Annotated in this window: 12 protein-coding genes; all 12 read left to right on the top strand. The window is 37.1% G+C overall.

From position 1 onward, the window contains the following. The first annotated feature begins 283 nt into the window (after nt 1-283). The 12 genes from rplS to hslV all read left to right on the top strand — a co-directional run bounded on the left by rplS (nt 284) and on the right by hslV (nt 12,481). Nucleotides 284-628, top strand: coding sequence for a 50S ribosomal protein L19 (gene rplS, locus AAIB49_RS00875; RefSeq protein ID WP_339217987.1), 345 nt, complete (start codon nt 284-286; stop codon nt 626-628). Nucleotides 629-761: 133 nt separating this feature from the next. Beyond that, the gene (gene lepB / locus AAIB49_RS00870; protein WP_339215354.1) at nt 762-1,304 is read left to right on the top strand and encodes a signal peptidase I; all 543 of its coding nucleotides are present in this window, start codon (nt 762-764) and stop codon (nt 1,302-1,304) included. Between the two features lie 7 nt (nt 1,305-1,311). After that, on the top strand, nt 1,312-2,166 hold the full coding sequence (gene ylqF / locus AAIB49_RS00865; RefSeq protein WP_343456940.1) for a ribosome biogenesis GTPase YlqF: 855 nt from the start codon (nt 1,312-1,314) through the stop codon (nt 2,164-2,166). A gap of 79 nt (nt 2,167-2,245) precedes the next feature. Then, nucleotides 2,246-3,016 (top strand): ribonuclease HII, encoded by a 771-nt coding sequence (locus AAIB49_RS00860; protein ID WP_339215351.1) that lies wholly within the window; start codon nt 2,246-2,248, stop codon nt 3,014-3,016. A 9-nt stretch (nt 3,017-3,025) separates the two neighbouring features. Next, nucleotides 3,026-4,744, top strand: coding sequence for a hypothetical protein (locus AAIB49_RS00855; RefSeq protein WP_339215350.1), 1,719 nt, complete (start codon nt 3,026-3,028; stop codon nt 4,742-4,744). After that, entirely contained in the window at nt 4,741-5,019 is a 279-nt protein-coding gene (locus tag AAIB49_RS00850) for an EscU/YscU/HrcU family type III secretion system export apparatus switch protein (RefSeq protein WP_339215349.1), read from the top strand. Before AAIB49_RS00855 ends, AAIB49_RS00850 begins: the two co-directional genes overlap by 4 nt. Nucleotides 5,020-5,113: 94 nt before the next feature. Continuing rightward, the gene (gene sucC / locus AAIB49_RS00845; protein WP_339215348.1) at nt 5,114-6,280 is read left to right on the top strand and encodes an ADP-forming succinate--CoA ligase subunit beta; all 1,167 of its coding nucleotides are present in this window, start codon (nt 5,114-5,116) and stop codon (nt 6,278-6,280) included. A 54-nt stretch (nt 6,281-6,334) separates the two neighbouring features. Further along, nucleotides 6,335-7,237: a succinate--CoA ligase subunit alpha gene (gene sucD / locus AAIB49_RS00840; RefSeq protein ID WP_339215346.1), complete on the top strand. Its 903-nt coding sequence runs from the start codon at nt 6,335-6,337 to the stop codon at nt 7,235-7,237. A gap of 140 nt (nt 7,238-7,377) precedes the next feature. Then, entirely contained in the window at nt 7,378-8,277 is a 900-nt protein-coding gene (gene dprA / locus AAIB49_RS00835; protein WP_339215345.1) for a DNA-processing protein DprA, read from the top strand. Nucleotides 8,278-8,506: 229 nt separating this feature from the next. Next, a complete protein-coding gene (gene topA / locus AAIB49_RS00830; RefSeq protein WP_343456939.1) occupies nt 8,507-10,585 on the top strand; it encodes a type I DNA topoisomerase in 2,079 nt (692 codons plus the stop codon). A gap of 417 nt (nt 10,586-11,002) precedes the next feature. Further along, nucleotides 11,003-11,911, top strand: coding sequence for a tyrosine recombinase XerC (xerC, locus tag AAIB49_RS00825; RefSeq protein WP_339215341.1), 909 nt, complete (start codon nt 11,003-11,005; stop codon nt 11,909-11,911). Between the two features lie 24 nt (nt 11,912-11,935). Further along, a complete protein-coding gene (gene hslV, locus AAIB49_RS00820) occupies nt 11,936-12,481 on the top strand; it encodes an ATP-dependent protease subunit HslV (RefSeq protein WP_343456938.1) in 546 nt (181 codons plus the stop codon). Nucleotides 12,482-12,493 lie beyond the last annotated feature (12 nt).

Below are 12,493 nucleotides of genomic sequence, written 5' to 3'. Positions count from 1 at the left end.
GTAGGCATACAGGAAAAGGAAAATCTATCCGCTTCGTAACAGGTAAATAATATGTTTCCATGAACCAAAAGCTACTCGTACAGTAGAACATCCAGATATACTATTATAGTAGACTCTGGAGGCAGTAAGTGGAGCATGATTATTTTTATAATTAACTAGTTGAAGTCTATCTCGTATTATGATATATTAATTATTGTGCTTAAGTTCGATTAAGTACGTATAAACGATGTTCCGCTGTTACCAATAGGAAATAAGAGCATTGGTTTGGAAGGAGTTGAACAGGATGCAAAAATTAATCGAAGAAATCACAAAAGATCAGCTTCGTAACGATCATCCTGATTTCCGCCCAGGTGATACTGTGAAGGTTCACGTTAAAGTTGTCGAAGGCAGCCGTGAACGTATTCAGGTATACGAAGGTGTCGTTATTAAACGTCAAAACGGTGGAATCAGCGAGACATTTACAGTAAGAAAGATTTCTTATGGTGTAGGTGTAGAACGTACTTTCCCAGTACATTCACCTCGTATTGATAAAATCGAAGTTACACGTCGCGGTATCGTACGTCGTGCTAAACTTTACTATCTTCGTAATCTACGCGGAAAAGCAGCACGTATTAAAGAACGTCGATAAGACTAGAAATCAAAAGAAGCATTTAGAAAGGAGCTTGGTATTTTATTCAAGCTCCTTTTTACATAATATAATAAAAACAGAACTGCTACATGATAATAACGAGTACAATATTGTAGGTTTCGGAGGTTGAATTATGGCTAAAAAGGGTAAAAGTGAGTGGCTGGATTGGTTAAAAGCGCTATTGATTGCATTCGGTTTAGCCTTTCTTGTAAGAACCTTTTTATTTACACCCATTATCGTCGATGGTCCTTCTATGCAGCCAACATTACATGATCGAGATCAAATGATTGTAAATAAGTTTTTGTATAACTTTAACGAACCAGAACGATTTGATATTGTCGTATTTCATGCTAATGACCAAAAGGATTTTATCAAACGTGTTATTGCATTACCTGGAGAGCATGTAGCGTATAAAGATAATATATTATATATAAATGGTCAACCTATTGAAGAAAACTTCCTTCATGATAAGGATGTCTGGACATATGACTTTGAGCTAGAGGAATTAACAGGTAATTATAATACCGTTCCAGAAGGATATGTATTCGTATTAGGTGATAACCGTACAAACTCAACAGATAGTCGAATACTTGGTCCAATACCAATGGACCAAATAGTTGGGAAAGCAAGTGTTATTTATTGGCCATTCGATAGATTTGAATTCATAGGAGAGTAGACTAGCTATGACAATACAATGGTTTCCCGGCCATATGGCCAAAGCAAGAAGAGAAATAGAGGAAAAGCTTAAACTCGTTGATTTTGTGATGGAGCTTGTAGATGCCCGTGCACCACTTTCTTCACAAAATCCAATGCTGCAGCAAGTATTACAAAGTAAAGAAAAAATGGTTTTATTAATGAAACGAGATTTAGCGGATTCGAAAGTAACGAATGAATGGATAGATTATTTTAAAGAACGTGACATACCAGCATTAGCAGTTAATGTTAATGACAAAGCTGATATTAATCGAGTTATTCAGTTAGCAAAAGAACTAGGACAGAAAAAGCTTGAGAAATTAATGAAAAAGGGAATTAAACCACGGCCGGCTAGAGCGATGATAGTAGGGATACCGAATGTTGGCAAATCGACTTTAATAAACCGACTTGCCAATAAGAAAATTGCTAAAGTAGGTGACCGACCTGGCGTAACCAAACAGCAGCTATGGATCAAAGTGAAAAAGGAATTTGAACTATTAGATACGCCTGGTATACTTTGGCCTAAATTCGAAGACCAAACCGTCGGATATCGATTAGCGGCAATTGGAACGATAAAAGATCAATTACTTTCTTTACAGGATATTGTGGCTTTCGTTATCCACTATTTACAAGAATATTACCCTAATTCATTAGAAGAGCGTTATCAAATTGAGCAGAAGGAAGATGACATGCTGGAAATTTTTATGAAAATTGGTAAACTAAGAGGTGCTCTTGAAAGTGGTGGTCATGTCAATTTCGATAAGGTTTCGGATATTGTTATCCGTGATTTAAGAACGGGTCGCCTTGGAATGATTACACTAGAACGACCAACAGAGGAAGCATAAAGGCATACATCAAGTTGATGGATGTCTTTTATTTTTTTCGGTACATGCCGATATAAAGGGAAGAAGGATAGGTGTTACAATGGGGAAACAATCGATAAATGAAATAAAAGTATTGCTTCAAGAGGACAAGCTTTCAGATGCTGAGATAATGTTACTTCAATCGGATACACGAAAAGGTGTACAACAACTTATAAAAGCGTATGAAAAAAGAAAACGGAAAGAAGCAGCACTAGAGCAGGTCTATGAAGAAATGTGTACATATGAAAGGAAATGCTATCAAGCTGGTAAGGAATTAGTAGCAGGTATTGATGAAGCTGGTAGGGGGCCTTTAGCAGGTCCGGTGGTTGCCGCTGCCGTTATTTTACCCGTGGGTTTTAAATTACTCGGTCTCAATGACTCAAAACAATTGAATGAGGCTAAACGAGAAGAATACTATGAGGTTATTCGAGAAAAAGCAATTTCCTATGGGATATCCATCATGGATAGTCAAACAATAGATCAAATTAATATTCTGGAAGCGACTAAATTAGCGATGAAGAATGCACTATCACAGTTGCATCCTAATCCAGATCACGTATTGATTGATGCGGTTAAATTAGATGATTTACCTTATAGCTCCGAAGCAATTATTAAGGGGGATGCAAAAAGTATATCGATTGCCGCAGCTAGTGTGCTAGCGAAAGTAACCCGTGATAGACTGATGAAGGAAATACATAACGAGTTTCCGATGTATGATTTCCGCTCCAATATGGGATATGGAACTCGTGAACATATGGAGAATTTAGTAAAGTATGGGCCATCGCCATACCATCGTAAATCATTTGCACCAGTTAAAGAGAATATAAAGTGAGTGATGTAGGTGAACATCCAAGAAGTTCTAGGTAAATCGTTAACTAATCGTAAGGAACCCATTCAAACACTTCGCATAGGTCAAATACTTCAAGGCAGAATTTTGAAGCTTTACCCAAATAATAAAGCCCATATTCAACTTGGAGTGATGCAGTTAATTGCGCAGCTAGAGGCGCCATTAGAAATAGGAAATAACTATCACTTTCAAGTACAAGCATTAGGACAAGTAGCCCAACTCAAAGTAATAGCAGAATCGCCTACTAATCCTAATAGGTCAGAAATGCCTATTATCCATTTACTACAGCAACTGGGAATAAAGCCTACTAGAATAATGCAGGAATTTGTACAGGTTCTTCTGCAGGAAAAGATTCCATTTGAGAAAGGACAATTACAACATTCTAATGTTCTATTAGAGACTGCTAGTAATAAAGAACAGGCTCAGGCATTATTAAAAGAAATGATAGTAAATCGTATGCCAATAAATGATTCTGTTTTTCAGGCCTTATTTGCAAGCAAGTTTGGAAGTTTTACCGATCAACTTGAATCACTAGACTCGGAGTTACGACAACATTTAGCTACCCAGCCAAATATAAATAACGGGTTAGTCTCCAAGATTAATCAATTAAACGGAAATACGAGCCAAATACCGGTTAAACAAATTATTCCCTTACTAAACAGTCCAGAATTAGTCTATGTTTTAAAAGCAAGCGGAATGATTGATCAAGATATTCCGTTTCACATATGGAATAATCGGGTAAAACAAAATGCTGATAACGGATTGATAAATTTGAATCAACTGTTTACTGCAAATACAGTAAAGGAATTACAGACTAGCTTATCCAAGCTGGAAGTAATACAACAGCAAGCTTCTTCTCTATTAACTAAATGGGAGAACCTGCTTCAGCAAAGTGTAACGAGCAATGTTTCGATTTCTGAAGATAATATTGTTAACTTGAAGCGAGAAGTGGAGCTAAGTACTCTTCCATTCCCACCGAAGCAGGGGGAATTACGTAATCACCCTCAATCATTGCGAGCTTTACTCCACCATTTAGTAACATTAAGTAACCAAGAAAATTATTCGAAACTGGATTCATTTTTACATCATTTCATAAAGGAATCTTTTGTTCAACAGACAAAGACGATCCTGGAGGATATGGGAATACAATATGAAAAAGCTATTTTGAAGGATGAAACGAATCCAAGCAATTCGTTTAAAGGAATGTTATTACAGCTTATCCAATCAAGTGATGGTACGATCCAGGAGCAAGGAACTAAGCTATTACATGTGATAAATGGTATACAGCTACAATCATACAGTGAAACCGATAAAATGATACAGGCTAATCTCTTATTACCAGGTGGTAGAATCGGCTTAGATAGTGATATTGCGCTAAACTTTGAAGGGAAGAAAACGGAAGCTGGTGAGATTAATCCTGATTATTGTCGAATTGTGTTCTTTTTGGAACTAGCCAACTTGGATCAAACGGTGATTGATATGAATATTCAAAAACGGTCAATCTCCATAACGGTATTAAACGATCAACCGATAGAAGGGATTACGCAGTCACTAAAACCGTTACTAAAGGAGGGACTAGAGAAGCTCGAGTACTATCTTTCCAATGTATCGGTTAAGCCGTTAACGAATCAAGAGAAGATGGCGAAGAATAGTAATCCAACATACCAAACTAAACAACAAGCTTCCTACCAAGGAGTTGATTTTCGTATATGAATCAGATAAGAAAAAAGGCTGTAGCTTTAAGCTATGAGCAAGAAAAGTCGCACTCTCCACGCGTAAGTGCCACTGGAAAAGGATTAGTTGCGGATAACATTATTAAGATTGCGAATGAGAATCATATACCCATTATGGAGGATAAGACATTAGTTGAACTACTGTCGGAGCTAGATATTAATGAAAAAGTACCAGAGGAATTATATCAGGCAGTAGCAGAAGTGTTTGCATTTATATACAGGGCTGACCAAAAGCTAGAGCAAGAAAATAATTAAAAATATTTTACGACAAAAGTTGGCTCTTTTCTTGTGCAATTTTCTGTTTTTTAATACAATAAAACTGCAGTGACTTTTGATGGGAGGACAAAGAATGAATATTCATGAGTATCAAGGGAAAGAAGTTTTACAGAGTTTTGGTGTAAAGGTTCCTAATGGATATGTTGCATATACGGTAGATGAGGCTGTAGAGGCAGCTGAAAAATTAGGTACATCCGTTACTGTAGTAAAAGCACAAATTCATGCTGGTGGACGTGGAAAAGCTGGTGGAGTTAAGGTTGCAAAGAATTTAGATGAAGTACGTACATACGCTGAAGAAATTCTTGGTAAAACATTAGTAACTCACCAAACAGGTCCAGAAGGAAAAGAAGTTAAGCGTTTACTTATTGAAGAAGGATGTGATATTAAGAAAGAATATTACATCGGTGTTGTTCTTGACCGTGCTACTTCTCGTGTTGTGATGATGGGATCTGAAGAAGGTGGTACAGAGATTGAGGAAGTGGCAGCTGCTACTCCAGAAAAGATCTTTAAAGAAGTGATAGATCCTGTTGTTGGGCTAATGCCTTACCAAGCTCGTAGACTAGCATTTAATATGAATATTCCTGATGAATTGCTAGGGAAAGCAGTTAAATTTATGACTGGACTATACCAAGCATTTGTTGAGAAAGATTGCTCCATTGCAGAAATTAACCCACTAGTTACTACTGGGGATGGAGAGGTGTTAGCACTTGATGCTAAATTGAACTTTGATGATAACGCATTATACCGTCAAAAAGATGTGCTTGAATATCGTGATTTAGATGAAGAAGATGAAAAAGAAATTGAAGCATCCAAATATGACCTTAGTTATGTTGCACTAGATGGTAACATTGGTTGTATGGTTAATGGTGCTGGTCTAGCTATGTCTACGATGGACATCATTAAGCATTACGGCGGAGAACCGGCTAACTTCTTAGATGTTGGGGGCGGTGCTACTGCAGAAAAGGTTACAGAAGCATTTAAGATTATTCTATCTGACAAAAATGTAAAAGGGATTTTCGTTAATATCTTCGGTGGAATCATGAAATGTGATGTAATTGCTGAAGGTGTAGTGGAAGCGACTAAACAAGTTGGATTAAATCTTCCATTAGTTGTTCGTCTTGAAGGAACGAATGTTGATTTAGGGAAGAAGATTCTCAATGAATCAGGATTGAACATTATTCCGGCAGACTCGATGGCTGATGGTGCAGAAAAAATAGTAACCTTAGTTAAAGAAGCTTAATGGATTTAAAATCTTGTATATTAATAGACTAGATTTTGGAAAGGGCGGACTATAATGAGTGTATATGTAAATAAAGATACGAAAGTAATTGTCCAGGGTATAACTGGTGGTACTGCAAGATTCCATACAAAACAAATGCTTGAATATGGTACAAAGATTGTTGGTGGAGTAACACCGAAAAAAGGTGGAACAGAAGTAGAAGGTGTACCTGTATACAATACAGTTCAAGAGGCAGTTGAAGCAACAGGTGCTACAGCTTCTGTTGTTTATGTCCCTGCACCATTTGCAGCGGATGCTATTATGGAAGCAGTAGATGCTGAGCTAGACCTAGTTATTTGTATCACGGAACATATTCCAGTACTTGATATGGTTAAAGTGAAACGTTATATGGAAGGCAAGAAAACACGTTTAATTGGACCAAACTGCCCAGGGGTAATTACTGCAGATGAATCGAAAATTGGTATTATGCCTGGTTATATTCATACGAAAGGTCATATTGGTGTCGTTTCCCGTTCTGGAACATTAACATATGAAGCTGTACATCAATTATCACAAGCAGGTTATGGTCAAACAACTGCTGTCGGTATTGGTGGAGACCCGGTTAATGGTACAAACTTTATTGACGTATTAAAAGAATTCAATGAAGACCCTGAAACTTATGCAGTTGTCATGATTGGTGAAATCGGTGGTACTGCTGAAGAAGAAGCTGCTGAATGGGTAAAAGCGAACATGACGAAGCCAGTAGTTGGTTTCATTGGTGGAGCAACAGCACCTCCAGGAAAACGTATGGGTCATGCTGGTGCGATTATTTCTGGTGGTAAAGGTACAGCAGATGAAAAAATCAGAGTGATGAATGAATGTGGAATCGAAGTTGCAGAAACACCTGCAGTAATTGGAGAAACAATGATTCGCGTTCTACAAGAAAAAGGATTAGCAGAAAAGTGTAAAACAAATTAATTTGTATAGGTAAGGGGCAGGGGCCTAGCAGAGGATAATCAGAAACGCCTATTGTGTACTAACAAGAGGGAACTTCTGTGATTATCTACTTTGTCCCGGCCTCTTCCTTTATACAGATAATATAGAAGGGAAGTGACAATTTGTTACAAAATACGAGGCAACGATTAATTCATCTCCACCGATGTCGTTATATGTCGAGAAGAATTTTACGACGTTTACTGCGAATCGATCCCACCTTAGCCCATATCTACCTTATATCCTCAAGCGAAATAAGCCATTATCTATCCATTAGAAAAAATCAAGCTGAAATACTATATCAGGATATACACAACACACAATTGATTCATGACACTTTACAGGATATACAAGCCTACCATATCATTACGTTAATGGACGAAACCTATCCTCCCATGTTAAAAACAATAAAAGATGCACCAATCGCACTTTATTGCTACGGGGATGATTCATTACTTTATAAAACTCCTTCCATAAGTGTAATAGGAACTAGAAATCCTTCTTTAGATGCAAAAAACAAAACAAAGTATATTATAAGTCCATTAATAAATGATAACTGGGTTATTGTTAGTGGGATGGCTAAAGGAATTGATAGTTATGCACATCGACTGGCGTTACATGAAGGTGGAAAAACGATTGCAGTATTAGGTAGTGGATTTAAGCATATCTACCCAAGTGAAAATACATTCCTTTTTCAGCAGCTAGTAAAAGATGGCTTAGCGCTCTCCGAGTATCCACCAAAAGTACCACCAAGAAAATTCCACTTTCCTGAAAGGAACCGAATTATTAGTGGACTAAGCTTCGCTACAGTTGTGATAGAGGCGACAGAAAGAAGTGGAACCATGATAACGGTAGATCAGGCATTAGATCAGGGAAGGGAAGTTTTTGCTGTACCAGGCTCACCCCATATCCCTCAATCAATTGGATGTCTGAAACTAATTCAGGAAGGGGCAACAATGGCAGTTACCTATGAAGACATTATGAATGATTGGAGAAATAAGTCTTTCTTCCGCACTAATCCGTAATGAAATTCATTCTATGTTTGACAATTATGTCGTATATATTTATTATTAGTGAGGATTTGATAATCAATTATATACTGGTAAATTTACTTATTTTAATTATGTTTCATTTGAAAATGTTGACATTTACTACATCTATTCTTACATTTAGATGTATAGCAATTTTAGGACACGAATGATTTAGGAGTAATGGTACTAGGTTTTTCGTTACCTCAGGCTAAGGAGGAAGAGAATGGCAGATTATCTCGTAATTGTGGAATCACCTGCGAAAGCGAAAACAATTGAACGATACTTAGGCAAAAAATACAAAGTAAAAGCTTCTATGGGACATGTTATTGACTTACCGAAAAGTCAAATGGGTGTCAATGTAGAAGAAGGTTATAAATTAAAATATATTACGATACGTGGTAAAGGTGATGTATTAAAAGATTTAAAAAAATCAGCTAAAAAGGCAAAAAAAATATATCTCGCAGCCGACCCGGATCGCGAAGGAGAAGCAATTGCCTGGCATCTTGCACATGCCTTGAATGTCGATGAAACTTCGAAATGTCGTGTAGTATTTAATGAAATAACAAAAGATGCCATTAAGGAATCCTTTAAAAATCCTCGCTCTATTGATATGGACTTAGTAGATGCACAGCAAGCTAGAAGAGTGCTGGATCGATTGGTCGGCTATAATATTAGCCCATTACTATGGAAAAAAGTTAAAAAGGGATTAAGTGCTGGACGTGTACAATCCGTAGCATTGAAGATGATTATTGACCGTGAAAATGAAATCAATGACTTTAAACCAGAAGAATATTGGTCAATTGAAGCTAGCTTCTTAAAGGATAAGGACTCATTTGAAGGAGCTTTTTACGGAATCGATGGGAAAAAATTAGAGCTTAAATCAGAGGCAGAAGTAAAAGAAGTCCTAAATAAACTAGTAGATAAACAGTTTACGATTAATACGGTTACGAAAAAGGAAAGAAAGCGAAATCCTGCCTTACCTTTTACCACTTCATCCTTACAACAGGAAGCAGCAAGAAAGTTAAACTTCCGAGCTAAAAAGACGATGATGATCGCACAGCAATTGTATGAAGGTATTGATCTTGGAAAGGCTGCAGGTGGTATTACTGGTCTCATTACGTATATGCGTACCGATTCAACCCGTATTTCTGAAACAGCAAAAGGTGAAGCAAAGGAATTCGTTGAGAATAAATATGGGAGTGAATATCTAGGTACTGAAAGAAAAGAAAAGAAAAGTGAAAATGCCCAGGATGCCCATGAGGCAATACGTCCCACATCTGTGATGAGAGAGCCAAACTCATTAAAGACAGTTTTATCAAGGGATCAATTACGCCTGTACAAGCTAATTTGGGAACGCTTTTTAGCTAGTCAAATGGCACCAGCTATCTTGGACACCATGTCAGTGCAATTAGTTAACAATAATGTAGAATTTCGTGCAAATGGTTCGAAGGTCAAATTTAAAGGTTTTATGAAGGTATATGTGGAAGGTACAGATGATAATAAAAAAGACGAGGATAAGTTTTTACCGAATCTGGAAGAAGGAATGATTGTAGAGGCAAGTGAAATCAATCCGAACCAACATTTCACGCAACCACCACCTCGCTATACTGAAGCTAGATTAGTTAAAACAATGGAAGAGCTAGGTATTGGTAGACCTTCAACTTACGCTCCTACTCTTGATACAATTCAAAGACGAGGATATGTGACATTAGATAATAAACGATTCGTCCCAACGGAACTGGGAATTATCGTTGTGGATTTATTAAAGGAATTTTTCCCGGAAATTATTGATGTGGAATTCACAGCCAAAATGGAACATGACCTTGACTCCATAGAAGAAGGAGAAGCGGAGTGGGTAAATATTATCGATGATTTCTATCATGGGTTTCAGAAGCGCTTAACAAAAGCGGAAGAGGAAATGGAAAAAATAGAAATTAAAGATGAGCCTGCTGGCATTGAATGTGAAAACTGTGGTCATGAGATGGTTTATAAAATGGGGCGATACGGCAAGTTCTTAGCTTGTTCGAACTTCCCAGAATGTCGAAACACAAAACCGATACTAAAAGAGATTGGCGTAACATGTCCTACTTGTAAGAAGGGGAATGTGGTAGAACGTAAATCTAAGAAACGACGTGTATTCTATGGTTGTGATCGCTTTCCAGAATGTGATTTTGTTTCCTGGGATAAGCCGATAGCAAGACCATGCCCTAAATGTGATTCACTCTTGGTAGAGAAAAGGTTGAAAAAGGAAACCCAAATTGTTTGCACAAGTTGTGATTATCAAGAAAATACGCAAGGATAAAAGAGTCGCTCCTATGAGCGCCTTTTATTTTGCTTTCGTTCTGTAGTTCGCGTAAAATGTCTAATTGTGAAGAGTGAAAAAGTTCAAATTTGTATTAAATGTTTCGGCATTTTAGAAAAGGGTAAATAATAATGTGTGTTTTGATTATAAATTTTTAAACAATTGGTGAAAATAGGGATAGGTTGTTTTGCATTTTTGAAGGTATCGGAAAATGTCGAAAAATTAGTTGACTAATTATAGTGAAGTCGCTATAATTATCCAGTGGTAAGCCAAACTACTTGACAGCACTAGCATAAATGCTTTCATTAGTATTGCGGTTATTTCAGAATTTTGTTACAATTTTGTTAAGTTGATTGCAAAGTTCATCACATAGTGGTATATTTTTATGTGGCTGTTAAGCAAGTTTGGGGTGAGTATTTGGATAATCTTGCACAATACAAACAGGCATTTACAGAGTACCTTCAAATTGAAAAAAATGCTTCGCCATACACTGTAGAATATTACAATCATGACTTAGAAGAATTTTTCGCTTTTGTAGAACGCGAAGGCTTTGAGTCCCTTCGAGAAATCGATCAGCGTGCTGTTCGTGTTTTTCTTACTTCTCTTTATGATCGAAAGCTTTCAAGAAAATCTGTATCAAGAAAGATATCAAGTATACGAACTTTTTTTAAGTTTTTGGAGAGAGAGAATGTAATTGATTCAAACGCTTTTATGCTAATAAGTTTGCCGAAAGCTGCAAAGCCTATTCCGGGGTTCCTCTATGAAGAGGAAATGGAAAAACTATTTGAAATAAATGATGCTAATGATCCATTAGGCCAGCGAAATCAAGCATTATTAGAAGCACTATACGGAACTGGGATTCGAGTGAGTGAGTGTCAAAGTCTTCGATTGAAGGATATAGACTTTTCTGTTGGAACATTGCTTGTAAGAGGAAAAGGAAAGAAAGAACGATATGTTCCTTTTGGAAGCTATGCAGAAAAAGCACTTCAATTGTACATACATGACGGCAGAAAACAATTACTCGAAAAATCAGGTACAAATTCCGAAGTGGTTTTCCTGAACTCAAGAGGTAATCCGATAACAACTAGAGGAATTCGATTAGTGTTGAAAAATATGATGGAAAAAGCGGCACTTACGATAAATGTACATCCACATAAATTAAGACATACCTTTGCAACACATATGTTAAATGAGGGTGCTGATTTACGAACAGTACAGGAGCTCTTGGGGCATGAAAGTTTATCATCTACGCAAATTTATACACATGTTACGAAGGATCATTTGCGTAATATTTACTTAAATAGTCACCCAAGGGCAAAAAAGTAAGGATGACGGAAGAGGTGATCTTTGTTGGCACAAGAAATTCATGCAACCACGATATTTGCAGTGAGACATAATGGTCAATGTGCAATGAGTGGTGATGGTCAAGTAACACTGGGAAATTCCGTTGTAATGAAACATAAAGCTAAGAAGGTTCGTAGATTGTTTAATGGTCAAGTACTAGCGGGATTTGCAGGTTCTGTCGCAGATGCGTTTACCCTTTTTGAAAAATTTGAAGGGAAATTACAGGCTTTTAATGGTAATCTGACTCGAGCTGCTGTGGAATTAGCACAAGAATGGCGCAGTGACAGAGTTTTACGTAAGTTAGAAGCAATGTTGATTGTCATGAATAAGGATAGTATGTTGTTAATCTCAGGGACTGGTGAGGTAATTGAACCAGACGATGGTATTCTAGCAATTGGTTCAGGTGGTAATTATGCACTGAGTGCTGGTAGGGCACTTGTAAACTACGCAGAGCATCTTACAGCAGCAGATATTGCATTATCTGCAATGAAAATCGCGGGTGAGATTTGTGTGTTTACAAACGATCAAATTACGCTGGAAGTACTTGATTAAAGAGGAGGCCAT

This window comes from Ornithinibacillus proteolyticus, assembly GCF_039581225.1.
In the GTDB taxonomy this organism is placed as follows: Bacteria; Bacillota; Bacilli; order Bacillales; family Amphibacillaceae; genus Ornithinibacillus; species Ornithinibacillus massiliensis.
Note: the sequence above shows the minus strand (reverse complement) of the source record. Positions and strands in the feature narration are given on the sequence as shown.